29 protein-coding genes are annotated in these 26,745 nt (G+C 61.8%); 25 read left to right on the top strand and 4 right to left on the bottom strand.

Features of this window, described 5'->3' with window-relative positions; translation table 11 throughout:
* Positions 1-81: 81 nt before the first annotated feature.
* Positions 82-783, bottom strand: a complete 702-nt coding sequence (sigK, locus tag THECO_RS11970; protein ID WP_015255307.1) for an RNA polymerase sporulation sigma factor SigK — start codon at positions 781-783, stop codon at positions 82-84.
* 286 nt (positions 784-1,069) lie between these two features.
* On the opposite strand from sigK, the gene THECO_RS11965 reads away from it, so the two are divergent.
* The 13 genes from THECO_RS11965 to THECO_RS11905 all read left to right on the top strand — a co-directional run bounded on the left by THECO_RS11965 (position 1,070) and on the right by THECO_RS11905 (position 11,786).
* Entirely contained in the window at positions 1,070-2,401 is a 1,332-nt protein-coding gene (locus tag THECO_RS11965; RefSeq protein WP_015255306.1) for an LLM class flavin-dependent oxidoreductase, read from the top strand.
* Positions 2,402-2,437: 36 nt separating this feature from the next.
* The gene (gene ssuE / locus THECO_RS11960; RefSeq protein WP_015255305.1) at positions 2,438-2,995 is read left to right on the top strand and encodes an NADPH-dependent FMN reductase; all 558 of its coding nucleotides are present in this window, start codon (positions 2,438-2,440) and stop codon (positions 2,993-2,995) included.
* Positions 2,996-3,231: 236 nt separating this feature from the next.
* On the top strand, positions 3,232-4,116 hold the full coding sequence (locus THECO_RS11955) for a LysR family transcriptional regulator (protein WP_015255304.1): 885 nt from the start codon (positions 3,232-3,234) through the stop codon (positions 4,114-4,116).
* A 132-nt stretch (positions 4,117-4,248) separates the two neighbouring features.
* Positions 4,249-4,791 (top strand): GNAT family N-acetyltransferase, encoded by a 543-nt coding sequence (locus THECO_RS11950; protein WP_015255303.1) that lies wholly within the window; start codon positions 4,249-4,251, stop codon positions 4,789-4,791.
* Positions 4,788-5,597, top strand: coding sequence for a transporter substrate-binding domain-containing protein (locus tag THECO_RS11945; RefSeq protein ID WP_015255302.1), 810 nt, complete (start codon positions 4,788-4,790; stop codon positions 5,595-5,597). The genes THECO_RS11950 and THECO_RS11945 overlap by 4 nt, the downstream gene beginning before the upstream one ends.
* Before the next feature lie 39 nt (positions 5,598-5,636).
* On the top strand, positions 5,637-6,410 hold the full coding sequence (locus tag THECO_RS11940) for an amino acid ABC transporter permease (protein WP_015255301.1): 774 nt from the start codon (positions 5,637-5,639) through the stop codon (positions 6,408-6,410).
* Positions 6,407-7,117: an amino acid ABC transporter permease gene (locus THECO_RS11935; RefSeq protein WP_015255300.1), complete on the top strand. Its 711-nt coding sequence runs from the start codon at positions 6,407-6,409 to the stop codon at positions 7,115-7,117. The genes THECO_RS11940 and THECO_RS11935 overlap by 4 nt, the downstream gene beginning before the upstream one ends.
* The gene (locus THECO_RS11930) at positions 7,114-7,860 is read left to right on the top strand and encodes an amino acid ABC transporter ATP-binding protein (RefSeq protein WP_015255299.1); all 747 of its coding nucleotides are present in this window, start codon (positions 7,114-7,116) and stop codon (positions 7,858-7,860) included. The genes THECO_RS11935 and THECO_RS11930 overlap by 4 nt, the downstream gene beginning before the upstream one ends.
* Positions 7,861-7,879: 19 nt before the next feature.
* A complete protein-coding gene (locus tag THECO_RS11925) occupies positions 7,880-8,908 on the top strand; it encodes an LLM class flavin-dependent oxidoreductase (protein ID WP_015255298.1) in 1,029 nt (342 codons plus the stop codon).
* Positions 8,909-8,935: 27 nt separating this feature from the next.
* Positions 8,936-10,111: an amidohydrolase gene (locus tag THECO_RS11920; RefSeq protein WP_015255297.1), complete on the top strand. Its 1,176-nt coding sequence runs from the start codon at positions 8,936-8,938 to the stop codon at positions 10,109-10,111.
* Between the two features lie 45 nt (positions 10,112-10,156).
* Positions 10,157-10,648 carry a DinB family protein gene (locus THECO_RS11915; protein ID WP_015255296.1) on the top strand — a complete coding sequence of 164 codons (492 nt, stop codon included), beginning with the start codon at positions 10,157-10,159 and terminating at the stop codon, positions 10,646-10,648.
* Positions 10,649-10,848: 200 nt separating this feature from the next.
* Positions 10,849-11,241 (top strand): VOC family protein, encoded by a 393-nt coding sequence (locus THECO_RS11910; protein WP_015255295.1) that lies wholly within the window; start codon positions 10,849-10,851, stop codon positions 11,239-11,241.
* Positions 11,238-11,786 carry a histidine phosphatase family protein gene (locus THECO_RS11905; protein WP_015255294.1) on the top strand — a complete coding sequence of 183 codons (549 nt, stop codon included), beginning with the start codon at positions 11,238-11,240 and terminating at the stop codon, positions 11,784-11,786. The genes THECO_RS11910 and THECO_RS11905 overlap by 4 nt, the downstream gene beginning before the upstream one ends.
* 39 nt (positions 11,787-11,825) lie before the next feature.
* On the opposite strand, the gene THECO_RS11900 is transcribed toward THECO_RS11905, so the two are convergent.
* Positions 11,826-12,839, bottom strand: coding sequence for a LacI family DNA-binding transcriptional regulator (locus THECO_RS11900; protein WP_015255293.1), 1,014 nt, complete (start codon positions 12,837-12,839; stop codon positions 11,826-11,828).
* 57 nt (positions 12,840-12,896) lie between these two features.
* On the opposite strand from THECO_RS11900, the gene THECO_RS21710 reads away from it, so the two are divergent.
* The 7 genes from THECO_RS21710 to ltrA (THECO_RS11870) all read left to right on the top strand — a co-directional run bounded on the left by THECO_RS21710 (position 12,897) and on the right by ltrA (THECO_RS11870) (position 18,819).
* Positions 12,897-13,010, top strand: a complete 114-nt coding sequence (locus THECO_RS21710; protein ID WP_157373568.1) for an RbsD/FucU domain-containing protein — start codon at positions 12,897-12,899, stop codon at positions 13,008-13,010.
* Between the two features lie 178 nt (positions 13,011-13,188).
* Entirely contained in the window at positions 13,189-13,431 is a 243-nt protein-coding gene (locus THECO_RS11895) for a hypothetical protein (protein ID WP_015255292.1), read from the top strand.
* A 683-nt stretch (positions 13,432-14,114) separates the two neighbouring features.
* Positions 14,115-15,002: a group II intron reverse transcriptase/maturase gene (gene ltrA, locus THECO_RS11890; protein ID WP_269724218.1), complete on the top strand. Its 888-nt coding sequence runs from the start codon at positions 14,115-14,117 to the stop codon at positions 15,000-15,002.
* A 210-nt stretch (positions 15,003-15,212) separates the two neighbouring features.
* The gene (gene spoVAC, locus THECO_RS11885) at positions 15,213-15,704 is read left to right on the top strand and encodes a stage V sporulation protein AC (RefSeq protein ID WP_015255291.1); all 492 of its coding nucleotides are present in this window, start codon (positions 15,213-15,215) and stop codon (positions 15,702-15,704) included.
* Between the two features lie 2 nt (positions 15,705-15,706).
* Complete coding sequence (spoVAD, locus tag THECO_RS11880; protein ID WP_015255290.1) at positions 15,707-16,720, top strand: stage V sporulation protein AD; 1,014 nt, start codon at positions 15,707-15,709, stop codon at positions 16,718-16,720.
* 1 nt (position 16,721) lies between these two features.
* Positions 16,722-17,072 carry a stage V sporulation protein AE gene (gene spoVAE, locus THECO_RS11875; RefSeq protein WP_015255289.1) on the top strand — a complete coding sequence of 117 codons (351 nt, stop codon included), beginning with the start codon at positions 16,722-16,724 and terminating at the stop codon, positions 17,070-17,072.
* 355 nt (positions 17,073-17,427) lie between these two features.
* A complete protein-coding gene (gene ltrA / locus THECO_RS11870; RefSeq protein WP_041853890.1) occupies positions 17,428-18,819 on the top strand; it encodes a group II intron reverse transcriptase/maturase in 1,392 nt (463 codons plus the stop codon).
* A 161-nt stretch (positions 18,820-18,980) separates the two neighbouring features.
* On the opposite strand, the gene THECO_RS11865 is transcribed toward ltrA (THECO_RS11870), so the two are convergent.
* Together THECO_RS11865 and THECO_RS11860 are read right to left on the bottom strand one after the other, a co-directional pair.
* Positions 18,981-19,274 carry a hypothetical protein gene (locus THECO_RS11865; protein WP_015255288.1) on the bottom strand — a complete coding sequence of 98 codons (294 nt, stop codon included), beginning with the start codon at positions 19,272-19,274 and terminating at the stop codon, positions 18,981-18,983.
* Between the two features lie 46 nt (positions 19,275-19,320).
* Positions 19,321-20,277 (bottom strand): IS30 family transposase, encoded by a 957-nt coding sequence (locus THECO_RS11860; protein ID WP_041854416.1) that lies wholly within the window; start codon positions 20,275-20,277, stop codon positions 19,321-19,323.
* Between the two features lie 228 nt (positions 20,278-20,505).
* Between THECO_RS11860 and THECO_RS11855 the strand changes: the two genes are divergently transcribed.
* The 5 genes from THECO_RS11855 to yqeH all read left to right on the top strand — a co-directional run bounded on the left by THECO_RS11855 (position 20,506) and on the right by yqeH (position 26,726).
* Positions 20,506-21,462, top strand: coding sequence for an AAA family ATPase (locus THECO_RS11855; protein ID WP_015255286.1), 957 nt, complete (start codon positions 20,506-20,508; stop codon positions 21,460-21,462).
* A 2-nt stretch (positions 21,463-21,464) separates the two neighbouring features.
* On the top strand, positions 21,465-22,697 hold the full coding sequence (locus THECO_RS11850; RefSeq protein WP_015255285.1) for a DUF58 domain-containing protein: 1,233 nt from the start codon (positions 21,465-21,467) through the stop codon (positions 22,695-22,697).
* Complete coding sequence (locus THECO_RS11845) at positions 22,697-24,934, top strand: DUF4129 domain-containing transglutaminase family protein (RefSeq protein ID WP_015255284.1); 2,238 nt, start codon at positions 22,697-22,699, stop codon at positions 24,932-24,934. The genes THECO_RS11850 and THECO_RS11845 overlap by 1 nt, the downstream gene beginning before the upstream one ends.
* Before the next feature lie 143 nt (positions 24,935-25,077).
* The gene (locus THECO_RS11840; protein WP_015255283.1) at positions 25,078-25,602 is read left to right on the top strand and encodes a YqeG family HAD IIIA-type phosphatase; all 525 of its coding nucleotides are present in this window, start codon (positions 25,078-25,080) and stop codon (positions 25,600-25,602) included.
* Positions 25,599-26,726, top strand: coding sequence for a ribosome biogenesis GTPase YqeH (gene yqeH, locus THECO_RS11835; RefSeq protein ID WP_015255282.1), 1,128 nt, complete (start codon positions 25,599-25,601; stop codon positions 26,724-26,726). The genes THECO_RS11840 and yqeH overlap by 4 nt, the downstream gene beginning before the upstream one ends.
* Positions 26,727-26,745 lie beyond the last annotated feature (19 nt).

Here is a 26,745-nt window from a genome sequence, read left to right as displayed (position 1 = left end):
GAACGGAAGACGCTGGCACGTTGCGGCCGAGGCGAAACAGATGCGAACGGCCGGAGTCCCTGGGGGAGGCTCCGGCCGGCGTTATTTCTTCTGCTTGTAAAACTCGTGGTACAGCTTCATGAGCGCACGCTTCTCGATCCGGGACACGTAGGAACGGCTGATGCCGAGCTCCTTCGCAATCTCCCGCTGCGTCCGCTCCTCGCCTCCGGCTTCCAGCCCGAACCGGCCGACGACGACTTCGCGCTCGCGCTCGTCGAGAATGTCCAGATTCTTGTGGATCTTCGACTTCTCGATCTTGAGCTGCACCTTGTCGACCACTTCGTCCGTGTCCGAGCCGAGGATATCGATCAGGGTGATCTCGTTGCCCTCCTTGTCCGTCCCGATCGGATCGTGAAGCGATACGTCCTTGCGCGTCTTCTTGAGCGAGCGGAGATGCATCAGGATCTCGTTCTCGATGCAGCGCGCGGCGAAAGTGGCGAGCTTCGTCCCCTTGCCGGGCTGGAAGCTTTCGATTGCCTTGATCAGCCCGATCGTGCCGATCGAGATCAAGTCTTCGAGGTCTTCGCCGGTGTTGTCGAATTTTTTGACGATGTGGGCCACCAGGCGCAGATTGTGTTCGATCAGCAAGTTTCGGGAATGTTGATTCCCTTCTGCCATCAGCTGGAGATGCTTCGCTTCTTCTTCCTCCTGCAGCGGCTGCGGGAAGGCGTTGTTCTTGACGTAGGAAACCAGCAGCGAGAGCTGTTTGATGAACAAAGCGATGGCAGCGAACAATCCAGGCATGAATAAGGCCACCCCCAAGATGATTTACCGGAACGGCCCGCACGCCTCCGGCGGCGGAAGACTGTTTTACAGTCTATGTGGGCAGCGGCCTATATGTGCTTGTATGACGAAATTTGCCAAGCAGTGTCAAGCCCCGTGCAGCAGTCAACCATGATCGGCGGCAATCGAAATCCTTTATTGAACGATTTAATTTTCAATTAAAACCCGAGTAAACCGCTATGATAAAATACATTTAACCAACGAGACGACAACATCAAGCCAGATACGACCGATGGAGGGATGACGAATGGGCGGAAAGCGACAGCTGAAGCTCGGGGCGCTGCTGCACGGGGTGGGCGGCGGTACATCGACCTGGCGCCATCCGGATGCGATTACGGACGCCAGTGTCAATTTCGGGCTGTACAAGCAATGGGTGCGCAAAGCCGAGGAAGGGAAGCTCGACTTCATCTTTATCGCGGACGGTCTCTACATCAATGAAAAATCGATTCCCCATTTTCTCAACCGATTCGAGCCGATCACCATCCTGAGCGCCCTGGCGGCGGTCAGCACGCATATCGGACTTGTCGGGACGCTGTCGACGTCGTACAGCGAGCCGTTCACGGTGGCGAGGCAGTTCGGTTCGTTGGACAACATCAGCGGCGGCCGGGCGGGATGGAACGTCGTCACGTCGCCGCTGGAAGGATCGGCGCTCAACTACGGCAGGAAACAGCATCCGGATCATGCGACGCGGTACCGGATTGCGGCGGAGTTTCTCGAAGTGACGCGCGGGCTATGGGATTCGTGGGAAGACGATGCCTTCGTCCGCAACAAGGAGACGGGGCAGTTTTTCGATCCCGACAAAATGCACGCGTTGAATCATGAAGGCGAGTTTTTCTCGGTCAAGGGGCCGCTCAATATCCAGCGTTCGAAGCAGGGGCATCCGGTCATCTTCCAGGCGGGATCTTCGGAAGCCGGGAGAAATTTCGCTTCCCGGGCGGCGGACGCGGTCTTTACGGGGCAGGAGACGATCGAGGAAGCGCGGGAGTTCTATCAGGACATCAAGCGGCGGGCGGCAGGCTTCGGGCGCAATCCGGACGAATTGCTGATCTTCCCCGGCATCGGGCCGATCATCGGCTCCACGGAGGAAGAGGCGGAGCGGAAGTACCGCGAAGTTGCCGAGCTCGTCACGGTGGAAGAGGCGCTCAATTATCTCGGCCGCTTCTTCGATCATCACGACTTCTCGCAGTATCCGCTGGATGAGCCGTTCCCGGACATCGGCGATCTGGGGAAAAACAGCTTCCAGGCGAACACGGACCGGATCAAGCGCATCGCCAGGGAGCAGAACCTGACGCTCCGCGAAGTCGCGCTGCGGACGGCCACGCCGCGCGGCAATTTCATCGGCACGCCGGAAACCGTCGCCGACCGGATTCAGGAGTGGTTCGAGACCGGCGCGGCGGACGGGTTCATCATCCATGCCGCGACGCCGCGGGGTCTCGAGGAATTCGTCGACCACGTTGTGCCGATTCTGCAGGCGCGCGGCCTGTTCCGGACGGAGTACGAGAGCGACACGCTGCGCGGCAACCTCGGACTGCCCGTACCGGAGAATCGCTATACCCGCGCGAGAGCGCTCAAGGTTTGATCCCGACCATGATGGATACAGAAGGAGTGGACACGCATGGCCAAAACGGTTCTCATCCTCTCCGGCAGTCCGAATCCGCAATCGCGGCTCGCCGGCATCATTTCCCATCTGGAGACGACGCTTGCCGCGCGCGGCGTCGACGTCGACCATCTCGCCGCCGCGTCTCTGCCGGCGGAAGATTTGATCTTCGGCCGTTTCGACAGCCCGGCTGTTCAGGAGGCGAACGCGCGCGTGGCGCGGGCCGATGCCGTGATCGTCGCCAGCCCGGTGTACAAGGCATCCTATACCGGCCTGCTCAAGACGTTCCTGGATCTCCTGCCGCAGAAAGGGTTGGAAGGCAAGACGGTGCTGCCGGTCATGATCGGCGGCACGATCGCCCATCTGCTGGCGATTGAGTTCGCGCTGAAGCCGGTTCTGTCCGCGCTCGGCGCGCGGCGGTTCGCCGGCGAAGTCTATGCGCTGGATACGCAGGTGGAGCGGAAGGAAACGCCGGGAGGCGTCATTTACGAATTGCAGGACGAATTGCGGGAGCGCCTCGACGCGGCGGCGGCGAGGCTTGCGGGGGAGACGGCGGACGCCGCCGTCCGCGTGTAGCCGCTTGCCGCAAGCATCGCGAAAACCCGGTGCCGGATCGGCGCCGGGTTTATGCATTTGCAATTCAAAATTCTCTATCGACGAATAGAAAAATTCAATCGATGCCCCGCCCCTGTGACGCAAGGAACAAATTGACAGACCTGACGATCTTGCCTTACGATAACAAACAAACATTTCCAATTTAACATATAGGAAAAGATTGAATTCAGGTCGACACAGGAGGGAGGCGTCTGATCATGAACCTGGAAAACATCGAAGCGTTCGTCTATGTCAACCATTTCGGCAGCTTCAACAAGGCGGCGGAGGTGCTCTATCTGTCGCAGCCGTCGGTGACGGCGCGCATTCAGACGCTGGAGCGGGAGCTGGACTGCAAGCTGTTCGACCGGCTCGGGAAACAAGTCGTCCTTACGGAGCAGGGGAAGCAGTTTCTGCCTTATGCGCAGAAGATTCTGCAGACGTTCCAGAAGGGCAAATTGCAGCTTCAGCAAAGAACCGCCGTCCCCAACGAACTGCGCATCGGCAGCACGGCTTCGGTCTCGAATTACGTGATCCCCGAGCTGCTTCCCGTAATCAAGGCCAGATTCCCCGAGCTGACGTTCAAGCTGACGACGGCGCCGACGGAGGATCTGACGGCCAAGCTGCTCAACCGGGAGATCGACATTGCATTCGTCCGCAAATCGGCGCATCCGGCCTTCCAGTCGTTTCTGTTCCACGAAGATCCGATCAAACTGTACGTCTATGCCGACCATCCGTTCGCATTCTCGGGCAAAGCGTCACTCCGGGACATCATCGGCCAGCCGCTCGTGTTCTTCGAGTGCGGAGCGCTGGACTGGCTCAGGCTGCATCGCGTGTTCGAAGGGCTCGATCAGCCGCCCGACATCGTGTATCATGCCGACAACGCGGAGACGGCGAAGAAGCTGGTGATGCGCAAGGCCGGCATCTGCTTCCTGCCCGGACTCACCGTCCGGCAGGAGGTTGCCGAAGGACGGCTCAAGCCGGTCGAGATCGAGGAAACCGCCGGCATCGCCCTGCAGACGAACCTGATCGCATTGAGCGGCGAACACGAAGAGATTATCCGGCTGCTGCGCTCGGTGGATCTGAGGGAAGCGCTGGCGTCCTAAATTTTTGCGATCGACGAATAGAGAAAGTCTATTAGCGGCATGGCCGGAGCCGTGATACAGTTGTCTCAAGCCCTATTCGCACTAAAACGATAGGAAAAAGAGAATTTGAGTCTGTGGAGAGGAGGAAGCCGGATGAGCGAAACGATTCGGCTGGCGCGGATTGAAGACGCGGAACGCGTTCGGGAAGTCATCCATGAAGCGTATGCCCTGATCCGCGAGCTGAACCTGCATTGGCCGGCGGCGCATGCGGATGTGGCGCTCGTGCGGGACAATATCGCGGAGAACGACTGCTACGTGCTGGAAATCGACGGACTGATCGCGGCGACGATCACGCTGTCCCGCAAGGAAGAAGCCCGGCATTTGACCGACCTTCCGTTCCTGAAATGGTTTGCGGTGCACCCCGATTTCCAGGGCAAGGGCATTGGCGGGAGGCTGCTTGCCTATGTGGAGAACGAGGTTGTCCTGGGGCGGCTCGGGGCGCCGGCGGTCACACTGGCAACGGCCGAGAAACATCCGTGGTTAATGCCGATGTACGAGCGGCGGGGCTACGAGCGGTTCATCGCGTTCGATCCGGGCAACGGGGACGGGACCATGCACCTGCTCCGCAAAATTCTCGATCCCGCGAAATTCAGTGAAGTCCATACGATCAGCGGCAACAGGAGGGAATCCCGATGAGAAGTGCAATGAAAGCCGTCATCTTGCTGATCATTGCCGCGGTCGCGGCGGCTGGCTGCGGAGGCGCAAGCGCCGGGGAGAGCAAGGAAGGCGTGAAAAAAATCATCGTCGGCACCGGCACGCAGTTTCCGAAAGTCGCATTCATCGACGAGAACGGCAAGCTGACCGGCTTCGACGTGGAGCTGGTCCGCCAGCTCGACGCACGGCTTGAGCAGTACGAATTCGAGTTCCAGACGATGGATTTCAGCAACATCTTGCTAAGTCTGGAGACGGGCAAAATCGACTTCGGCGCGCACGAGTTCGAGAAGAACCCGGAACGCGAGCAGAAGTATCTGTTCAACAAGGTGCCCTACGCTTATTGGCGCAACTTCATCGTTGTCGCCAAGGACAACAACGATCCGATCGAGTCGCTGGACGACATGCACGGCAAGAAGTTTCTGGCGACGGCCACCAGCGCGCAGGCGCAAATTCTGGAGAACTACAACAAGGAACATCCCGGCGCGCTGGAGATCGTCTACAACAACGGCGGGGCGAACGACCTCGTGAGTCAAATTACGACGGGGCGCGTGGATGCGGCGATCGGCGCGGACTTCTCCCTGCCGCTCATCGATCCGCAGGGCAAGCTCAAGACGGTCGGCAAGCCGCTCACGGAAGCCGAAATCCTGTTCATCTTCCGCAAGGGCGATCCCGAATCGCAGCAGCTCGCCGACGACATCGACGCCGCGCTGCTCGAGCTGAGGAAGGACGGCACGCTGGCGAAGCTCAGCAAGGAATGGCTCGGCCAGGATTTCACGTACGAAGACTAAAGCCCGGTTCGTCCGCGCTGCAGAAAGCGAGGCCAACGAATGGGTCTGCCATTTGACATCAGCTACGTTTTCTCGTTCATGCCGAAGCTGGCTTCGACGCTCCTGCTCACGCTGGGGATTGTCGCCGGATCGCTGCTGTCGGGTCTGCTGCTCGGGCTGATTGCGGCTTTGCCCCGGCTGTACCGGATTCCCGTGCTGCAGCAGGCGTCGGTCGCCTACGCCTCTTTCTTCCGCGGCACGCCGATCCTGATCCAGCTGTTCCTGATCTACTACGGTCTGCCGGAGCTGCTGAAAATGGCCCACATCGACGTTACGCGCACGCCGGTCCTCGTGTTCGTGATCCTGACATACGGGCTGCATACGGGCGCCTTCGTGTCGGAGACGATCCGGGGCGCCGTCATGGCGGTGGACCGGGGGCAGGTGGAAGCCGCCTATGCGCTCGGCATGACCGGTCCGCAGGCGTTCCTGCGCATCGCGGCGCCGCAGGCGCTCGCCATCGCGGTGCCGGTGCTCGCCAATCAGACGCTCGCCTTGCTGAAGGATACGTCGCTCGCCTTCACGCTGGGCGTCATGGAGATGTCGGGCAAGGCGCAGTCGCTCGCCCGGATTACGCAGCATTTTCTCGAGGCTTACCTGGCCCTCGCCCTCCTCTATCTCGCGGTCGCGTTCATCCTCGAGAAGCTGCTGCTTGCGGCCGAGCGGCGGCTGCTGCGCCATGAACGGCCCGGGGAAGCTGCCGGCCGGTTCCGGCTGCGCCGGGGTCTGACGCTGCGCAAGCTGGCGTCCGGGCTGCAGGGGGGCACGCCGTCATGAAGCTGGATCCTTCATTTATCGGTGAGGCGCTGCTGAAGCTGCTTGAAGCGTTGCCGACGACGCTCGCCATTACGGCCGTCTCGGTCGGATGCGGCTTCCTGGCGGGAACGGCCATCGCGCTCGTCCGCGTCTATCGCGTTCCGGTGCTCCACCGCCTTGCGGCCGCCTGGGTGACGGTGATCCGCGGCACGCCGATGCTCGTGCATTTGCTCGTCATCTACGCGGGGCTGACGCTCATCGTGGACACGTGGACCGGCCGTCTCGGCCTCGGCTGGAATTCGGCCCGCATTCCGATGATCGGATTCGCCTATCTGTCGTTCTCGGTCACCGCGTCGGCGTATTGCTCCGAGATTATCCGGTCCGGGCTCCTCGCGGTGGACAAAGGGCAGCGGGAGGCGGCGCAGTCGCTCGGGATGACGGCGATGCAGACGCTGCGGCGGATCATTTTTCCCCAGGCGCTGGCGGCCAGCGTGCCGAACCTGACCAACTTCGTCATCGGCATGCTGCACGGTTCGACCCTGGCGTTCGTCGTCTCCGTCGTCGACATCAACGCGAAGGCGGAAATCGTCGCGTCGACGAACTGGAAGTTCTTCGAGGCGTATTTGGCGGCCGCGATCCTCTTCTGGGCGATGACGATCCTGCTCGAACGGGCGGGCGGGGCCATCGAGCGCCGCATCAACCGGTATCACAAGGGGGGAGTGGCATGATCCGGCTGACCGGCATCCGCAAATCGTTCGGCAAAGACGACGTACTGCGGGGCATCAGCCTCGAGGTGAACAAGGGCGAAGTCGTCGCGATCATCGGGCCGAGCGGCTCGGGGAAGACGACGCTGCTCCGGTGCATCAATTTTCTGGAGCGGCCGGATGCGGGCGAGATTCGCATCTCCGATCTTCACGTGAACTGCAGCAAGGCTTCGAAAAAAGAGATCCACGCGCTCCGCCGCAAGACCGCCATGGTGTTCCAGCAGTACAATCTGTTCCGGCACAAAACGGCGCTCGAAAACGTGATGGAAGGGCTGGTCGTCGTCCGGAAGATGCCGAAGGATGCGGCGCGGGAGCGCGGGGTCCGGCTGCTGGAGAAGGTCGGGCTCGGCGACAAGCTGGACGCTTACCCGAGCCGGCTGTCCGGCGGCCAGCAGCAGCGCGTCGGGATCGCCCGGGCGCTGGCCATGGAGCCGGAAGTGATCCTGTTCGACGAGCCGACGTCCGCGCTCGACCCCGAGCTGGTGGGCGAAGTGCTGGCGGTCATCCGCCAGATTGCGGAAGAAGGGATCACGATGATCATCGTGACGCACGAGCTGGGCTTCGCCCAGGACGTGGCGAGCCGCGTCGTCTTTATGGCCGGCGGCGCCATCGTGGAGGAAGGCCCGCCCGCCGAACTGTTCGCAAGACCGAAGGAGGAGCGGACGAAACAGTTTTTGAGGCGGCTTGCTCCGGAATATTCGATTTGAGATGAGGGAGGCTGTCCGGATGACGATCAAGCTCAGCATTCTCGACCAGAGCCCGATCCATCCCGGCGAGACCGCCGACGAAGCGCTCGCGCACACCGTCGAGCTGGCCGGGCTGGCGGACCGGCACGGTTTCGTCCGGTTCTGGGTGTCGGAACATCACGACACGGAGCAGCTCGCGGGTTCATCGCCGGAGACGCTCATTCCGTATCTGCTGGCCCGGACGGAACGGATCCGCGTCGGCTCGGGCGGCATCATGCTCCAGCATTACAACCCGTACAAGGTGGCCGAAAACTTTCATGTGCTGGCGTCGCTCGAGCCGGGCCGCGTCGACCTCGGCGTCGGACGCGGGCCGGGCGGGCTGCCGCGCAGCACGCGGGCGCTGCAGCGGTACATGGCCGAGCAGCCGGATTACCGGGACAAGGTCCTCGAGCTTGCCGGTTATGTCGGCGGACGGCCGCTGCAGGACGGCCATCCGCTGGCGGGGCTGCGCGCCACCCCGGTGCCGAGCGTCCCGCCGGAGATCTGGCTGCTGGGCACGACCGTCCAGAGCGCGGAGCTGGCCGCCGAGCTGGGACTGCCGTATGTGTTCTCGCTGTTCATCGGCGGGGACGAGGACGAAGCGGTGGAAGCCGTGCGCATTTACAAGCAGCGCTTCCGCCCCGCACCTTCCGGAAGCGGGCGGGCCGAGGCGATCATCGCCCTCGCGGCGATCGCGGCCGACACGGATGAAGAGGCGCGGTCGCTCGTGCCGACGCACCGGATCGTGAAGGTGAGGCTGGCGAACGGGCAGACCGTGACCGTCGGCTCGGTCGAACAGGCGCAAGACTACGGCCGCCAGGCCGGCATCCCTTACACGATCGAGGAGAAAGAACCGGTCGTCTACGCCGGCTCGAAGGAGCACGTGCTGGCGAAACTGCTTGAAATGCGCGAGGCGACCGGTGTGGAAGAGTTCATGATCACGACGAACATCAAACCGTTCGAGAAGCGGCTGCGCTCGTTCGTCCTGCTGCAGGAAGCGCTGAAGGAGGCGGGGCAGGTTGCGACGTAACCGCAAGGCCGCGGGGAGGGCGGAACGATGAGCGGCCGCGCGCCGGCCGGACGATCGGCGGAGCATCTGGCGCAGCGGCTCATCGCCATCCGGCGGGAACTGCACCGCCATCCCGAATTGTCACATGAAGAATTCGAGACGACCGCGCGGATCCGCGGGTGGCTGAAAGCGGCCGGCATCCGGATCGCGAGCCGCTATGCGCTGCGCACCGGCGTCATCGCCGAGGTGGGCGGGCTGCGGGAAGGGCCCGTCGTGGCGCTCCGCGCCGACATCGACGCGCTGCCGATCCAGGAGGAGACGGGCCTCCCCTTCGCATCGGAAGTCCCGGGCCGGATGCATGCCTGCGGCCACGACTTCCATACGGCCGCGATCATCGGCGCCGCGCTGCTCCTGAAGGAGCGGGAGGCGGACTTGCGCGGCACCGTGCGCCTGATCTTTCAGCCCGCCGAGGAGAAGGCGTCCGGCGCGCGCCGCGTGGTCGCGAGCGGGGCGCTGGACGGTGTCCGCGCCGTCTTCGGCTTGCACAACAAGCCGGACCTGCCGGTCGGCGCCTTCGGCATCCAGGAAGGCCCGCTCATGGCCGCGGCGGACGGCTTCCGCGTCGAAGTGGAAGGGCGCGCTTCCCATGCCGCCGTTCCGGATGCGGGCATCGATCCGGTCGTGGCCAGCGCCCATATCGTTACGGCGCTGCAGTCGATCATCAGCCGCAGCGTCAGCCCGCTGCAGAGCGCTGTCATCAGCGTGACGCAGCTGCACGGCGGCACCGCGTGGAACATCATCCCGGATCGGGCGGAGTTCGAAGGCACGATCCGCACCTTCGACCGGTCGGTGCGATCCCGCGTGCGGGAGCGGTTCGAGCAGGTCGTCCGGGGCACCGCCTCCGCTTTCGGCGCACGGGCGGCCATCCATTGGATCGAAGGGCCGCCGCCGGTCCGCAACGATGCCCGGCTGGCCAAGCTCGCGGAGGCCGTTGCGGCCGAGCTCGGCCTGCGGGCGGTCGTCCCCGTCCCGTCGGCGGCCGGGGAAGACTTCGCGGTCTACCAGGAGCAGGTGCCGGGGCTGTTCGTGTTCGCCGGAACGAACGGGCCGCAGGAATGGCATCACCCGAAATTCGATGTCGACGAGCGCGCGCTGGCGCCGGCCGCCGCCTTCTTCGCGGCGCTCGCGGAACGCGCCCTGGCGGATGCGCGGAGCGCATCCTGACACGCCGGCGGGAACCAACCGACCCATCGACAGGAGGTATGCAAGTTGAGTGGACAAGCGGATGTTCAAGCTTTTCTGGATACGTACGGACAACTGCAGGAGGCGATCGCGGGCCTGTCCGGAGAAGCGCTGCGCTGGAAAGAGGCGCCCGGCAAATGGAGCGTGACGGAAGTGCTCGCGCACCTCGCCGACCACAGCATCGTGACGTCGTTTCGGATTCGCGCCATACTGGCGGGAGACGCGGCCCGTCTGCCCGCTTTTGCCCAGGACGCGTGGGTGGCCGGGCAGAAAGCGAACGAGGCCGGGGCGGTGGACATTCTGGCGGCTTACGGGGCGCTGCTGCATTACAACGCGCAATTGCTCGGCCGGCTGACCGAAGCGGAACTGGCGAAGACGGGCGTCAACGCGAAGGGCGAGACCGTCAGCATCGCGGACCTCATACGGGGCTTCGTCCGGCACGTGCACCATCACCTGGGCCAGATCGACCGCATCAAACAGGCGCAGCGGGCCGCGGGGTTGCATGCGCCGAAAGCTTGACGAATGCCGAAGCGGCACGAACGAACCGTGGCAGGGACAACCTGCTCCGTTTTTTTGCGCCCGGGGGCTCGAATGTTTGACAGAGAGATGCAGACACGGGCGGGAGATGCTGTTATGGACGGGAGAAAATATTTGTATTACAATTAATTTCACAATATGAAATAAAGTTTCATTAATTGAAACACAGGAGGCGGGGGATCGTGGCTTACCGTTTTGACGGTCTTGACCATGTCCAGCTGGCTGCTCCGGAAGGCTGCGAAGCGGAGGCGCGCAAGTTTTTCGGCGGCATATTGGGCTGGGAGGAGATTCCGAAGCCCGCAACGCTGCAAAAACGCGGCGGCGTCTGGTTCCAATGCGGCGTGCATCAGGTGCACATCGGCGTGCAGCGGGATTTTGTACCGGCAGCCAAGGCCCATCCGGCTTTTCACGTGCGGAATCTGGATGCGCTTCGCCGGCATCTGCTCGCAAGCGGCGTGCAGATCACGGACGATGACGCAAGGGCCGAAGAAGGCGTCGGACGTTTCTACATCCATGATCCCTACGGCAACCGGATTGAATTTATGGAAAAGCGGGTGACGGACAAGCGGCAATGAAACGGATCTATCTCGTCAGGCATTGCAAGGCGGCCGGCCAGGAGCCGGAGGCGCCGCTCACCGAAGAAGGCGTGACGCAGGCGGAGCGGCTGGCGGACTTCTTCGCGGGGATGAAGGTTGACCGCATCGTGGCCAGCCCGTTCGAACGGGCGGTCGCAACCATCCGGCCGTATGCCGCCAGAAGCGGAATCGCGATCGAGACGGACGGCCGCCTGAGCGAACGGGTGCTGTCGACCGAACCGCTGCCCGATTGGATGGAACATTTGAGGACATCCTTCACCGACATGGAGGCCAGACTTCCGGGCGGCGAATCGTCGCGGGAAGCGATGGAGCGGGGTGCCGGCGTCATCGAGGAATGCTGGCGGCGGCCGGAGTCGAATACCATCGTGGTGACCCACGGCAACCTGATGGCGCTCATCCTGAAAGCATGCGATGAACGCTTCGGCTATGAAGCATGGAAAAGTCTCACGAACCCCGATGTCTACGAGCTCCGCAAGGCCGATGGGACGCGGGAGATCAGCATAAGACGATTGTGGGAAGCCTGATGAACGCCGCGGTGCCGAACCGCCGCGATCACGCCGCGGTCAAACCGGAGGCGCCGTCGATTTTCGCAGAATGAGGGCGGTCGGCAGCACGATCCGCTTCCGCGGGCGGTCTTCGCCCCGCGCGCGGATCCGCTCGATGAGCAGCCGCATGCCGGTATGACCGAACTGGTATGCCTGCTGGGCGGCCACGGTGACGAACGGATCGGCGCCGGCGAACGGGCCGAAATCGTCGAAGCCGGCGACCGACACCTGCTCCGGCACCCGGATGCCGCGGGCCCGCAGCAGACGGATGACATGCAGCGCGAGCACGTTGTTGCCGGCGACAATGGCGGTCGGCAGCGGATCGAGCCGCTTCAGCCATGCCTCGATGGCCGCCGGATCATGCTCGAGCCCGAATCCCGCCTCCAGCACATAGCGCTCGTCATAGGCCAGGCCGAACGTCTTGAGCGCTTCGCGATAGCCTTCCTGCCGGTACCGCGCGCTCGAGACGGCCAGCGAGCCGTTGACCAGCGCGATCCGCCGGTGGCCCAGTTCCGCCAGATGCCCGACGAGCTGCCGTGCCCCGGAAATGCTGTCGCCGAGCACGACGTCGCATTCGATGCCGGGCACTTCCCGGTCGAGCAGCACGAACGGCACCTTGTGCTTCCGGAGCCGCTCCAGGCTCGGGAGCGAAGCGTCGCCCGAAGGCGCGATCAGCGCCCCGTCGACGCGCGTCTTCAGGATCGTCTCGACATAGTTCGATTCCTTGTCCGGGCTTTCGTCGCTGTTGCCGAACAGCAGGCGGAACCCGTTCTCGGCCGCGGCATCCTCCGCGCCGCGGGCCAGCGTCGTATAGAACGGATTGCGGATATCCGTCACGAGCAGGAACAGGATTTTCGACTCTTGCAACACGAGGCTGCGCGCCATGCCGTTCGGCACGTAGTGCAATTCCTCCATGACCTTGAGCACACGCTCCCGAGTCTTCTCGCTTACGCGCTCCGGCTGGTTGATGACCCGGGACACGGTCATGGCCGACACATTGGCCTTCGCGGCAATGTCGTAGATTGTCACCATTCCTGCGACCGCTCCTTAACCACGTTGACTTTTATTTATATTACCGGATTGTAAGCGTTGACATCAACCGGCTCCTGCGAGCGGGCCAAACGGGTTTGCGCGGTCATTGCGACCGGCGAAACGGCACTGTACGCCCATCTTTTTCTGGAGAAAGGTGTCGTCATCGAATAAAAGTCCCGGCCCGGGCCGACGATCCGGTCGCAATTGACATCAAGCGACAATACTTCCCATAAATACGACAATACTTCCTATTTACGCTATCCTGATCGGCTTTATACAATAGAACCAGTTGGGACAACATTAGGTGTGACATCGCTTGAAAGCATCAAGCCGATTGGAGGAACCTGTTGTGTTGGTCGCGTTGGATGTCAAGCGGATTATGGAGCAACTCGGCATCGACTTCAAGCGTTATGAAGAGTGGATGGCGCAGCCGTCATCCGATGATGCCGGCGAGAAAGCCGGCACGGAAGAGAAGAAGCGGTCGTCTTTCTATCGGCTCATACGAACAGGCCGCCTGGCAGACGGACAGCGTCACAGTTGCCGCATCCGACCGGTCAGCGAAGAACAACTGGGAGCAGCCGGCATAAGATAGAAGCGCACCAACCGCGAAAGGAGCCGAAGGGGTGAGCCGACTCGGGTTGTTGGTCCTGCTGTTGTACGTGCTTCTTGTCCTGATTTTTGTTTTTGCCGCTGCCTTTTGACATTGTCCCCATGCTGCTGGAGCCGCATGCCGTGCGGCTCTTTTTTTGTGCGGCGTGCCCAGAAAGCACGTATCTTCTAGCCGGTGAAAGTCCGGCCACGGGAGGGGCCAAGCCCCCGTGTAGCCAGGATGCCTGCGTACGGCGAAATCCGTGCGTAGAAGCGCATCGACGAAAGTACCTGTCAGAGACAGGGCGAGCAACATGTCAGGCCGTAACATCAAGTGAATCCTGCCGCGTCGTCAAAAAGGCCTCGCAAGAGGGAAAAGAGGAAGCCGAGCCCCGCGTACATGGGCGAAGGCCACGGAAGCTGTTGGGAACCTGGAGCGGCAGCGAAGAATCCTCCGGCGTAGAGGGAGCGGCACGACATGAAAGAAGATACCGTGAACTGGGGAGACCCTCCCCTGCACGGAACAATTCCGTAAAGAGGCACTCTATAAGCCCAAAAGGTGAAGTGAGCGGCCTGCAGGAAGGGAGTCCGAGGGGGTTATAGTACCGAGGAACGCCGGACAACACAACCTGCGGGAGGGAAGGACCCCTGCTTTGTTCAAGACGCGACGATTCCACGCACTAGTACATCCCCAAGGCGGACGGGAGGAAACGGCCGCTTGGCATACCGACGATACGGGACCGTGTCATTCAGATGGCAACCAAACTCGTGCTGGAACCAATCTTTGAAGCGGATTTCCAGGACTGTTCCTTCGGCTTTCGCCCCAAGCGTGGAGCGAAGCAGGCGCTGGAACGCATACGCAAAGCCTGCAACCGGAAAGGGAACTGGGTAGTCGACGTCGACATCCAAGGATACTTCGACAACATCAACCAAGAGAAACTGATGAAGCTGGTAGAAATGCGCATCAGCGACCGAAGGGTCCTAAAGCTGATCCGGCAATGGCTCGGGGCAGGCGTGATGGAGGAAGGGGACGTCAAACGTTCGGACCTCGGCACACCGCAGGGAGGAGTGATCTCGCCGATATTGGCGAACATTTACCTAAACTACTTCGACCGATTGTGGGAAAAGCACGGGAAGGAAGTCGGGGTACTCACCCGGTACGCGGATGATTTTGTCATCGTGTGCAAGACGAAGAAAGACGCCCGGCACGCCTGCCAGTTGGTTAGGGCAATTATGGAACGTCTGGAACTGACCTTGCACCCGACGAAAACGCGGATCGTGGGGATGTGGACAGGAGAGGAAGGGTTTGACTTTCTTGGACTGCATCACCGGAAGGCGAAAGCGGCGACGTCGCGGAACCAGGTGTACGTGGACTGGTTAAATTCGAAGATTCAAGGATGGAAGAATTACTACATGACGGCATACAGCCACCGCAAAATGGCGAAGCTGGACTGGTATATTCTTATGCGGTTGACGCGCTGGTACGCGAAAAAGCACCAGCGGCGGAACTGGCGTAGTTGCTGGCACAAAGTGAAACACATTGCCAATGTCTGTGGACTAAAGAAGCTCTGCTAGTTGCATGCACATGAATGACGAACATCGGAAAGCCGTATGAGGGAAAACCTCACGTACGGTTTGATGAGGAGGGGCTGGAATCCCCAGCCCTTTACTCTAGCTCGGAAGGGTCTTGCGGCGGAGCGGAGGCGGCTTTCGGGAGGCATAACGCGTGTCGAATCGGCAAACAATGTAAGGCGTAAGATCGTAAGTGACAGGAGGGTTCGTCAAGTGGCGACCAGAACCGCCGGGAAAGGCAAATTCAAACCGATGTCGATGTCGTCGAAAGAGTACAAGACGTTCGCGAAGCAGCGCGAACCTTCCCGTTCCGTTCTGCAAAACTGCGTTCGGGCGTTCGTTTCGGGCGGCCTGATCTGCGTGCTCGGCCAGGCGATCCAGAACGGCTACATGTCCTGGATGAAACTGTCGTCCATGCAGGCCAGCAACCCGACCGTCGCGACGCTCATTTTCATCTCGGTGCTGCTGACCTGCTTCGGCGTGTATGACAAGATCGCGCAATGGGCGGGCGCGGGCTCTGCCGTGCCGGTGACGGGCTTCGCCAACTCGATGTGCTCGGCGGCACTGGAACACCGCGCCGAAGGGCTCGTGCTCGGGGTCGGCGGCAACATGTTCAAGCTTGCCGGATCGGTTATCGTATACGGCACGGTCGCCGCATTCGTCATCGGGCTGATCCACGTCATCTTCGGGCTCAGGGGGCACTGAACATGCTGCGCGGCAAGCAGACCTGGTGGTTCGAGAACCGGCCCGTCATCATCGGCACGGGAACCGTCGTCGGCCCGGACGAAGGCGCGGGGCCGCTCGCGGCCGACTTCGACCTTGTCCACGCCGAGCTCGATCTGAACCAGAAAAGCTGGGAAAAAGCGGAGCGGCTCCTGCTCGAACAGGCTTCCGACTTCGCGATCAAGAACGCGGGCATCCGGAAAGATCAGGTGCAGTTCTACATCGGCGGCGACCTGCTGAACCAGCTGATCAGCAACAGCTTCACCGCTCGGGACCTCGGCCTGCCGTACATCGGCGTCTTCGGTGCCTGCTCGACGTCGATGCAGTCGCTGGCACTCGCGGCGCACCTCGTCAATTCCGGCACGGCGGAGTATGCGATGGCGGGTACGTGCAGCCATAACTGTACAGCGGAAAAACAGTTCCGTTACCCGACCGAATACGGTTCGCAGAAGCCGCCGACCGCCCAGTACACGGTGACCGGCGCCGGCGCGGCCGTCGTCGCCGCTTCGGGCAGCGGCCCCGTCATCACTTGCGCGACGATCGGCAAGATCGTCGACCTCGGCATCTCCGATCCGTTCAACATGGGCGCGGCGATGGCGCCAGCCGCCGTCGACACGATCCAGACGCACTTCAACGACACGGGGCGGATGCCGGCCGATTACGACGTGATCGTGACCGGCGATCTCGCGACCGTCGGGCACCGCATCGCCGTCGACCTGTTCGCGCGGGACGGCGTGCCAATGCAGGATACGGTATTCAGCGATTGCGGGCTGATGATCTACGACATCGAGCGCCAGAAAGTGCAGGCCGGCGGCAGCGGGTGCGCCTGCTCGGCGGTCGTCGCCTACGGCCATCTGCTGAAACGGCTGCAGCGCGGCGAACTGAAGCGCATCCTCGTCGTCGCCACCGGAGCGTTGCTCTCGCCGCTGTCCTATCAGCAGGGCGAGACCATTCCGTGCATCGCGCACGCGGTCGCCATCGAAAGGGGAGACGCCTGATATGCAGTACTTGTGGGCTTTCATCGTCGGAGGCGGCATCTGCGTCCTCGGGCAGCTCATGTTCGACGTCCTCAAGCTGACGCCGGCGCACACCATGTCGACGCTGGTGGTGATCGGGGCGATCGCGGACGCCCTGGGCTGGTACGAGCCGCTCATCGAGTTTGCCGGAGCGGGGGCAACTGTCCCGATTACGAGCTTCGGCAACGCCCTCGTCCACGGCGCGCTGACCGAGCTGCAGAACACCGGGCCGCTCGGCGTCATCACGGGCATGTTCAAAGTGACGAGCTCGGGCATATCGGCGGCGATCATCTTCTCGTTTCTGGCTGCGCTGGTCGTCAGGCCGAAGGGTTGAAAGGAAGGCTGCTCGAATCGAGCAGCCTTCAACTTGTGGTACGGTGAAAGTCCGGAATGGGGGCTGGCGAGCGCCTGCCATTAGCCGAGGGCAAGGGTGTCGGTCGCGAGGCCGAATCTGAAGGAAGCCTTAAGGCAAACTCCAAAGCCGCCAAGGGCTAATCCTGTAAACTCCAGTGGTCGCGGGCGGAAAGATGACGCGCTTATCCGGGGAGGCCTGCGGAATACGCGAAGTCACTTCGTAACCGCAGCCGGGAGGCTGCGCTGAATCCGCAGGAGTCAGCAGAGGCCATAGTACGCGAGTACGGGACGTAAGGAAAGCGGAAGGGCTTAAGCCGAAAGGAGAGAGGAAGCCGATGCGTTCGCGCGACGGGCATAGACAGCAGAATACCTCGCAAGAGGGCTGCCAGCGGGAGGTAGCGGTGAAGCCGCAAGGGACCGTTGGAGTGCCGAGTCCGTTGCCGGCACAAATCGCCCCTTCCTCTCGCAAAGCACAGGACGACTTGCTGGAGAAGATGCTGGAAAGGGAGAACCTCTTGAAGGCCTACAGGAAAGTGGTACAGAACGGAGGAGCCCCCGGTGTGGACGGGGTAACGGTAACGGAGTTACAAGCTTACCTGAACACACACTGGGAAGTGGTGAAAGCCGCACTCCTGGCGGGAACGTACAGCCCCTTGCCCGTCAGACGGGTGGAAATCCCCAAACCCGGAGGCGGCGTGCGGCTGCTCGGCATCCCGACCGTGATGGACCGTCTTCTCCAGCAAGCGCTTCTGCAAGTGATGGAACCGATCTTTGACCCGCATTTCTCATGGCACAGCTACGGCTTCCGGCCGGGCAAGCGAGCGCACGATGCGGTAAGGCAAGCGCAGCAGTATATCCAAAGCGGCCTCCGCTGGGTCGTGGATATGGATCTGGAAAAATTCTTCGACCGTGTGAACCACGACATCCTGATGGCGAGAGTCGCGCGGAGGATAGACGACAAGCGCGTGCTCAAACGGATTCGCGCTTACCTGAACGCCGGGGTGATGGCCGGGGGTGTGGTCGTGAGAACGGAAGAAGGCACGCCGCAAGGCGGCCCGCTCAGCCCGTTGCTCGCCAACATTCTGCTGGACGATTTGGACAAAGAACTGACCAGACGAGGACTGCACTTCGTCCGCTATGCGGACGATTGCAACATCTTCGTGGCCAGCAAGCGGGCCGGGGAACGGGTCATGGAATCGGTCATCCGATTTGTGGAAGGAAAGCTGAAACTGAAAGTGAATCGGGACAAAAGCGCGGTAGACCGGCCGTGGAACCGAAAGTTCCTCGGCTTCAGCTTCCTGTCGAACAAGCAGGCCACAATCCGTCTGGCACCCAAGACGATTCAGCGTTTCAAGAAGAAAGTCCGGGAGATAACGGACCGCTCGCGCCCGCTGACGATGGAAGAACGGATTAACCGACTGAACCGCTTCATGATGGGATGGATCGGTTATTTCCGTCTGGCTGCCGCCAAGAACCACTGTGGTAACCTCGACGCATGGATTCGCAGGCGACTACGCATGTGTCTGTGGAAACAATGGAAGAGACCCAAGACCAGATTGTGTAATCTCCGTGCACTCGGCGTGCCCGAATGGGCGGCTCGAATGATGGCGAACGCACGCCGTGGTCCGTGGAAAATGTCCCGTAACACAAACAATGCCCTTCCGACTTCCTACTGGGAAGCGAAAGGGCTGAAAAGTCTGCTTTCTCGTTACCTGGAACTTTGTTAACCTTTCGGAACCGCCGTATGCGGACCCGCATGTACGGTGGTGTGAGAGGTCGGGGGCTAGCCGCCCCCTCCTGCTCGATTATGCCCGGCACGGGCGTCATCCATGCGGTGAAAGTCCCCGACCGGCGATGGTCGGCAACGTGAGGATGGTCCGTGAGCCATTCAATCGAATTTCAGATCGGTCGCTTTCATTTTTTCCAATTCTTTTTTTCTTTTCTTATGATAATAGATCCGGCCGCTTCGCCATTCCCCGAACAGAAACAGAAGGCCGATCAGAAGAATCAGCGCATATTGCAGCGCACTTTCAATCTGGTTTGTCGCAAACATCCAGGTCAAGCATGCCGCGTATGCAACAGGAATCACGGCCCCCCAATAGGCGCGGTTCCTTGTCGAGAAGAAAAATTGAACAGCCAAAACACCGGCAGCGATCAAAACGCGATCAAAACCGAAGTCCATTACTTCCCGCCCCTTTCGCTTTTATATTTTTCAATAAGACGGATTGTCAAGCTAAATGCGACAGCTCATCCATGAATGCTTCGTAAGCAGATTTCCAGTTCAGGCATTTTCGAGGGCGGTTGTTGATGAGGTGTATAGCCCTCGCAAGTTCATCGTCTGACACAGCGGCGAAATCATGTCCTTTGGGAAAGAACTCCCGCAGGAGGCCGTTGGCGTTCTCATTGGAACCACGTTGCCATGATGAGTAGGGATCTGCGAAGTAGACCTTGATGTTATGCGTATTTTCGAGTGCGGTATAACAAGCAAATTCTTTGCCGCGATCGGTTGTTGCCGTCTTGAAGGTCCCTTTCGGATACTGGCTTGCCGCTACGCCAAATGCGATCTCCATGGAATGGGCTGTGCGATCCGGCATTTTCACCGCAAGATAGAGCCGGGTTTTACGTTCGATGAACGTCGCGGCACAAGCCTTGCTCTTCCCTCGGCTTGACACAATGGTATCCAGTTCCCAATGACCGAAAGTGGAACGCTTGCGTACTTCTTTCGGGCGCTGACGGATGGGGGTGCCGACGAGGAAGCGTCCGCGTGTCTCCACGGGTTTGCGTCGCTTGCCCTTGTGGCGAAGCACCTGAGTCTCAGAGACGGTCAGCTTGCCAGCATATAGCCAGCGGTAGATCGTCTTGAAGCATACGAATGCTTGTCCTTCACATCGCCGCCTCTCTGCGATCTGCTCGGGCGACCAGGTCTGCTCCAGCTTCTCTTGCAGTTCCGCAGCCAGCTCGGATGTGAACTTGCCAGATGGCACACAAGCAGCTCTTCGCTCTTGATAGGCGTCTTGTGCGGGCGCGGCTTCATAGGACGCATTGACTTGCCCTCTACAGAGTTCACGGGCGATCGTGGAGTGATGGCGTCCAAGCTGTTTGCCGATCTTCCTCGTTGACCAGCCGAGTCGATGCAAAGCCTCTATTTGTCCGCGCTCAATTATGCTAAGATGGGAGTAGCTCATGAATGGATCCTCCTGTACGAATGGGTGTTTGGCGACTTCCATTTTACACGAATCCATCCATGGGCTCCTTTATTTTTTTCTGTCGCACTTCATATTACAATCCGTCATAATCAAAATTCAGGAGGATCATACTGTGTGATCCTCCAATTTTTTCTTCCATGCGCCACAATTGTAGCCCTACTTCCCTTCTTGTAAAATAGAGGATATACGAGACCGGGAGGGAAAGCGATGGGGACGACGGACAACGACATCCAGTTGATTGATCATATAAGACAAAATCTCGGGCGCTCGATTCTCGGCAAGCCCGAAGCGATCGAACGGCTGCTTATCGCGCTGCTTGCGGGCGGACACGTATTGCTCGAAGATGTTCCCGGCACCGGCAAGACACAGCTTGTGAAAGCATTGGCGCGCGCATGCGGCGGGGTGTTCCGGCGCATTCAATGCAATCCGGACCTCTTGCCTACCGATATCACGGGCGTATCCATCTACCATCCGAAGGAAGAAACGTTCGTCTTTCGCCCCGGCCCGATCATGGCGAACATCCTGCTCGCGGACGAGATCAACCGCGCAACGACGAAAACGCAGTCCGCGCTGCTCGTGGCGATGGAGGAGCGGCATGTGACGGTTGACGGCGTTTCCCACCCGCTGCCGGTGCCGTTCATCCTGTTCGCGACGCAGAACCCGGTCGAGTTCGAAGGCACCTATCTGCTTCCCGAAGCGCAGCTTGACCGGTTCATGATGAAGCTCTCGATCGGCTACCCGGACGACGAGACCGAACGCCGCATGGTGCTCGGCAGCCACTCGGACCAGGCTTGGATGCGCGTCGAGCAGGTTGCGGAGATCGAGGACATCGTGCGGCTGCAGGAGCGCGTCCGCACGGTTCACGCCGACGACGCGATCGGCGATTATCTGGTGCGCATCATCCACGGCACGCGCACGCATCCGGGTGTGCAGATCGGCGCCAGCCCGCGCGCTTCGATTTCGCTGATGACGGCGGCCCGGGCAAGCGCCCTGCTGGATGGCCGCGACTATGTCATTCCGGACGACATCAAGCATCTCGCGGTGCCCGTCCTGGCGCACCGGATGCTGCTTCATACCGAGGCGCGCATGAACGGCCTGACGCCCGAGGAGGTCGTCCGCGAGGTCGTCGAGCGTACGACGGTCCCCGTCCGATTGGAGCGATAACGATGGCAACCGCCAGAGCCATCTCCTTACGCTGGCGGCTGACCGGCGCGGTTTACCTGTGCTGCACGCTGTACCTGCTGTTTCAGGGCGGCAAGACGGCGCTCATGCTGTTCGTCATTTTGAACGTCCTGCTCCTGTATCTTGCTCTCGGCAGGCTGAGCGGCATCGGACGTGTCAAGGGCGAGCGCCGGCTGGGCGGAAACGCCGGACCGCACACCCCCGTGCTGAGCGCCGGCTCGAAGCTGGAAGTCGGGCTGGACATCCGCATTCCGGGCTTCTGGCCCGTGCCCTACGTCCTCGTGCAGGATACGCTTGAGCGCACCGGCGGTCAGCCGATGATGTTCGAAGTATCGTTCATTCCCGATTTCAGAAGGACCGGTTCCGTACACTACTCGACCCCGCCGCTGCAGCGCGGCTGGTACACGTTCCGGAAGACGGAATGCGTCACGCGGGACATTTTCGGCCTGTTCGAGCACCGGGGCAGCATCGATTCCGTCCAGCGCTTCACCGTGCTGCCGCAGACGGTGCCGATCCGCCAGTGGCACCGGGTCGAGCGCGGCCTGAAAGGACCTTACGCCTACGCGGTCTCGAACCGCTTCTCGAAAGAGACGACGCAGATCAACGGCGTCCGGGAATACATCTACGGCGATCGGCTGTCGCGGATTCACTGGAATGCGACGGCCAAGACCGGGGAATGGAAGTCGAAGGAGTTCGACCGCGAATCGGTGCCGCGCACCGTCATCGTGCTGGACCGCTGCGGCACGGCCTACGTGAACGCCGACCATTTCGAACTGGCCGTCTCGATCGCCGCTTCCCTCGTCGAATACGGCATCCGGCGCGAGACGGCGATGGGCATCGTCTCCTCCGGCGCAACGGCCGACGGCTTCTTGCCCCGCTCGACCGCCGAGCAGCGCCAGCTCATTCTGAACCACCTCGTCGGCGTGCAGGCCGACGGCACGGCGGGGCTGTACCGCTCGCTGCGCCAGTCTCCGCTGCTCATCCCCCGCGGATCGTTCGTCGTGCTGGTGACGCCGCACAGCGGCGAAGAAGTCGTCCGGACGATGGAATGGCTGGACCGGAGCGGCAACACGCCCTGCCTGATCCATCTGCCCGGCGAGCGCAGCCGGGCGGAGACGTCCGGCTGGCAGCGGATGCTCACCGCCCGCGGATGGCCGGTCTATAACGTGCGAACGCTCGCCGAACTGCCGGCGGCCCTGGAAGGGGGCGGCCGGTGATGGCGAAACGGATGGTGAAAGGCTTTATCCGCCTCCTGGCGCGGAACGGCTACGCCAAGCTCTGCGTGCTCTTCGCCGCCGTGCTGCTCTGGCAATGGTTCGATTCGCTGGAAGGCTACTGGTGGCCGCAGACGTTCGCGATCGTGCATGCCGCGCTCATCGCGGGCACGGCGATCGAATTTCTCGTGCCGGGGAAGCTCAGGTGGCGGATGCCGCTGCATGCGGCCGCCCTCCTGGCGTGCATCATGGTGTTCAGCGGGTTCCGCTGGATTCCGATGGCCGGGGAGTGGAAGGATGCTGCCGCATGGGGCGACTGGTTCGCGGAGATCGCGGAGCCGCTCGCGCCCTACATCGGCGTTGCCGCCGTCGCTTACGGGCTGTTCCTGTTCGCGGGGCAGTTCTGCCGGACGCGGCCGCAGGTCGCGCTGTTCTGCGGGGCGGTGCTCGTCTCGCTGGCGGTGCTCGATTCCTTTACGACCATTTACCTGTGGGACGAAGTCGCCTGGTGCGTGTTCATATCGCTGTGCTGGCTGGTCGCCGAGCATTTCGAGCGGTTCCGGCGCAGCCATCCCGACACCTGGCGCCATCTGACCGAATATCCGGTTTCGTTCGTCCTGCCCGTCATTGCCGTCGTCGGCCTGGTCATGACGGCCGGATTGCTCGCGCCGAGCGTCAATCCGGTGCTGAAAGATCCGTATACGCTCTGGATGAAATCCCGCGGCGAGTCGGTGCCGTCCTTCGTCGGGGACAAGGTGAGAAGCCTGCCGTCGGCGGTCAGGGAGCGCGATGCGCGTTCCGGCTACAGCCGGTCGGACGATAAGCTCGGCGACGGCTTCGAGTTCGATTACTCGGAAGTGATGACCGTCAACACGAACCGGCGCAGCTATTGGCGGGGCGAGACGAAGTCCGAATATACGGGACAAGGCTGGGTCGACAGTGAGGAAGAGCAGACGGAAGCCGCGCTGTCGGGGCTCGAGACCGGCGAGCCGCTGCCGAAGCGTCTGGCCGGCGAACCGCTGAAGCTGTCGCCCGAAGCGGAGACGATGAACATCGTCGCGACGGTCACCATGCGCCGCGACGAACCGTTCCCGGTGCTGTTCGGCGCCCACCAGGCGGCGGTGATCCGGGCGATCGACGGAGCGGAATCGATACCGGCCGCGCTGGCCTGGCTGCCCGAATCCGCCGAGCTGCGCTGGCCGCGGTCGGACAGCACGCCGTATCCGGAAACCTATGTCATCGAGTCCGAGCAGGTGGTGCTCGACGAAGAGCAGCTGCGCAGCGCCGGTCCGCCGGACCCGCGCATCGCCGCAAGGTACACCCGGCTGCCGGCCGTCCCGGAACGGGTGCTGCGGCTGGCGGAAGAACTGACGGCCGGCGCGGACAACGATTACGACAAGATCCGGCGGATCGAGACGTACCTGAAAGAGAACTACCCTTACACGAATACGCCGGACATCTCGAAACGGCGCAGCGAAGATTTCGTCGATTCCTTCCTCTTCGAAGTGCAGGAAGGCTACTGCGACTACTTCTCGACGGCGATGGCCGTCCTCGCGCGCGCATCCGGCATTCCCGTCCGCTGGGTGAAAGGCTACGCGCCGGGGGCCCTGCCGGCCGAGCTCTATATCAGCATACCGGAAAATGCGTTCGATCCGAACATGGGCGGTTCGTACACGGTCCGCAACGCGGATGCCCATTCCTGGGTCGAAGTGTATTTCGAAGGGTTCGGCTGGATTCCGTTCGAGCCGACGCCCGGTTTCTCGTATCCGTATGCGTACCCGATCGATGAGATGCCGGCGCCCGTGCTGCCCGATCTTTCCGATGTCGGGCCGGTCGTTGAAACCGGCGGCGAGAGCGGATTCCGGATTCCGCCTGCGGTCGGCATTGCGGCAGGCGTGCTGGCGGCAGCGGGCGCGCTGTTCTGGCTCTGGCGGCAGCGGGAATCGCTGGTGCTCCTGTGGCGGCGAATCCGGTTCGGCGCCATGAGCGCGAACGAGCAGATCGTGCACGAGACGGAGCGGCTCATCCGCATCTGCCGCCGGCGCGGACTGGAGCGGAGCGACCACGAAACCTTGCGCGAGACGGTGGGACGCTGGAGCGAGCGGCGCCGTTCGCTGGCCGACGACTTCCAGGAAGTGCTGGCCATGTTCGAACGCGCGAAATACGGCGGCCGGCCGGTCACGGACCAGGATGCGGAGCGGTTTGCCGAGAAGGTCAGGCTGATCCGGGAGCGATTGTAAGGCATTACGGCGGTTCCGCCGCACGCCGACAGGCGGATGACGGAGCCGCCGCGCTGTTTTTGCAAACTTTTTCCCGTGTATGATATAGTTTTGGCATAAGCTGAGGGTACGGCACCAGGAACACGATACAAGGAGCATAGACTATGCTGGAATGGCTGCTCCCGCATCAGGTGGCGGGAACGATCTACGATATCGATCTGGAGAAACTTCAGGCGGAGGGCATATCCGGCATCATTTGCGATCTCGACAACACGCTGGTCGGCGCCCGCGTGCCGTCGGCGACGCCGGAGCTGGCCGAATGGCTGGCGCAAGTCCGCTCCCTTGGCTTTCGGATCATTATCGTATCGAACAACCGGCGGGCGCGGGTGTCCCGATTCGCGGAACCGCACGGCATACCTTATATTTTCAGCGCCCGCAAACCGGTGAGCACATCGTTCCGGAAAGCGCTGGATCTGCTCGGCCTTGCGCCCGAACAGACCGTCGTCATCGGCGACCAGATGCTCACCGATGTGCTCGGCGCGAATCGGATGGGGCTGCGGGCCATTCTGGTCAAGCCGATCGCGCCGGCGGACGAAAGCGTCTTTACCCGTGTCAATCGGCTCATCGAGCGGGCTGCGCACCGCAGACTGACGCGCAAAGGATTATGGCCCAAGGAGGATCGGCAGTGACAGCAAGCGATGCGACAACGGGCGCGCCGGTCTGTTCCGGCTGCGGCGTCCGGCTGCAGTCCGAGTCGCCGGACAAGCCCGGATACGTGCCGGAGCAGGCGCTCGGGCGCGAAGATGCGATTTGCCGGCGCTGTTTCCGCATCCGGCATTACAATGACGTGACGCACGTGGCGGTCGACCAGGACGATTTTCTGCGCATGCTTTCCGGCATTGCCGGGACGGACAGTCTTGTCGTCCATATCGTCGACCTGTTTGATTTCGAAGGGAGCGTCATCAGCGGACTGCAGCGGTTCGTCGGCAACAATCCGGTGCTGCTTGTCGTCAACAAGATTGACCTGCTCCCGAAATCGACGAACTGGAACCGGGTCCGGAACTGGGTGCAGCGGCAGGCGAAGCTGCTCGGCCTGAAGCCGGCCGAAATCGTGCTGTGCAGCGCCGCCAAACGGACCGGCTTCGATCGCGTCATCGAGGCGATCCAGGCGCTCCGCGGCGGCCGCGATATCTATGTCGTCGGCGCGACGAATGTCGGCAAGTCGACGCTGATCAACCGGCTCATCCGGGACTACAGCGATCTGGACCGGGAGCTCACCGTATCCCGCTATCCGGGAACGACGCTCGACCAGATCCGCATACCGCTGGACGACAGCCGGTACATCATCGACACGCCGGGCATCGTCTACCCGTACCGGCTGACCGAAACGGTTCCGAAGGGCGTGCTGCAGCGGCTTCTGCCCGAGAAACCGCTGAAGCCGCTCGTCTATCAGCTGAACGAGCGGCAGACGCTGTTCTTCGGCGCGCTTGCCCGTTTCGATTTCGTGCGCGGCGAGCCGCAATCGTTCACGCTCTATGTCTCGCCTTCGCTGTATGTCCATCGGACGAAGCTCGAGCGGGCGGACGAAGTGTACGCGGAGCACAAGGGCGAGCTGCTCGCTCCGCCGAATGCCGATGAACTGGATGCCATTGCGCCGTGGACGCGGCACTCGCTGCGCATTCCGCCCGGAAGCCGGACCGACATCAGCATTTCCGGACTCGGCTGGATCCGCGCGAACAGCTCGGCCGGCGCGTTCGTCGAAGTCTACGCGCCGAAAGGCGTGCATGTCATCCTGCGCGAAGCGATGATTTGATTCTGCCCGGTTTCGCGCG

This window comes from Thermobacillus composti KWC4 (assembly GCF_000227705.2).
Lineage (GTDB): Bacteria > Bacillota > Bacilli > Paenibacillales > Paenibacillaceae > Thermobacillus > Thermobacillus xylanilyticus.
The sequence above is the reverse complement of the archived record's forward strand: the minus strand, read 5'-3'. Positions and strand labels throughout refer to the sequence as shown.